At 70.3% G+C, this 1,543-nt stretch carries 1 protein-coding gene; it reads right to left on the bottom strand.

Features of this window, described 5'->3' with window-relative positions; all coding sequences use genetic code 11:
• On the bottom strand, positions 1-1,543 hold a 1,543-nt coding region (locus tag AC1DYN_RS32455), incomplete at both ends, for an Hsp70 family protein (protein ID WP_477966903.1).

Genomic DNA, 1,543 nt, shown 5'->3' with positions numbered 1-1,543 from the left:
CGGCGGCATCGGCCTGCAGGTTGAAGGCGAAATCGTCCAGCACGCGCAGTTGCGCATCGAGCGACAGGCCGCCGGCCACGCGGCGCCACAGCGTCCACCATTCGGCGCGCACCTGGCTGTCCTTGYGGTGCTGCACGCCCGGCTCGAAGAGGGCCCAGAGCCCCTCCATGCGCCACTMGTCGAGCGGGTGGCCGAAGCCGGGGCGCAGGCTGTAGCCGGCCAAGTTCAGCCACGCGCGCTCGTGCTCAACCGAGCGGCGCCGGCCTTTTGCACGCGCCATCAGGGCGTCGAACAGGCGGCGCAGCAGCGGCGTGGTCCAGCTTTCGCGCGCGCCAAGCAGGTGTTCCAGGCCGGCGCGCAGTTGCTTGACTTCTTTCGGCTCGACCTGTTTCGAGCGGGCGCCGAACACGCGCTCGATCTTGTCGATCGCCGCGTCAAGGTTCGCGGGCAGCGCCTCGTCCGGTGCGTCGATATCACCGTCGCCATCGCCACGCAACTGGAACGCCAGTTGCCAGCGCCCGCTGCCATCTTCGGCGACGCAATGCACTTCGAGCGAACCGGTTTCGCTCAGCGTCGTCACCAGATGCACCGGAATCTCGGCGGTGGTGCTGGATCCTGATTTGCGCAGCACCGTCGCAATCGGCGGCAGGCGCACCACGTCGGCCAGGTCGAGATCGACCAGGTCGCCGGCCTGTGGCGCCGCGCCGGCATCGGCAATCGTCGAGACCAGGTGAAAGCGTACCGGGCGGCCGACGCGCAGTGCGAAGCTGCGGTTTGCCAGCGTGACTTCCGTGGCGGCCGGCGTGCCGCGTGGCAGCAGGCAGACGGCGCGCAGCAGGCCGGCGCGCGCTTCGCCGTCGAGGAGCAGGTAATAGTTGCGGGCCGCGCCGCTGTCGATGGCCGGCGCCAGGCCCTGGCGCGCCAGCGCGTAGGCGACGCCGCCACGGGCGACGGCGATATCGGGATTCTCGTTGTGCAGCACGCGTAATGGCGCGTCACGCCAGCCGCTCAGCGTGTCGACCAGGCGCCGGGCCAGTGCGGCGCCCCTGAACACGCCGCCGTTGAGCAGCACCGTATCCGGAATCGGGATCGCGCCGCCCTCCAGCCCGAGCGCCTCGCGTGACGCCGCCGCATGCTGGCGCAAAAAGCTCGCCAGATGCCGCGTGATGGCCGGGTCGCTTGCGTACGGCAGGCCGAATTCGACGATGCCGGCGCGGGCGCGCACCGGTTCGTCCTGCGCCGCGTTGAGTGGCAGGAAGCCATCGAGCACGATGCGCTCGATGTCGCTGCGCAGCAGGTCAGCCTTGCGAGCGGAGCCGATCAGGCGGCTGCCGGCGCCGAGCAGCGTGACGGCGACCGACTCGGGTGCATCGTCGGCCAGCAGTTGTTCCTTGGCGGCGCGGCAGCGTTCCGTGAGCTGGGCCAGGCGCGCGGCCGACAGGCGTGTGCGCGCATTGTCATTGTCTGCGCCGGCCATGCGCGCTTCGATCAGGTGCGCCAGCGCCAGGTCCATATTGTCGCCACCCAGGATCAGGTGGTTGCC

It is taken from the genome of Rhizobacter sp. P2_D12 (assembly GCF_056404395.1).
Note: the sequence above shows the minus strand (reverse complement) of the source record. Positions and strands in the feature narration are given on the sequence as shown.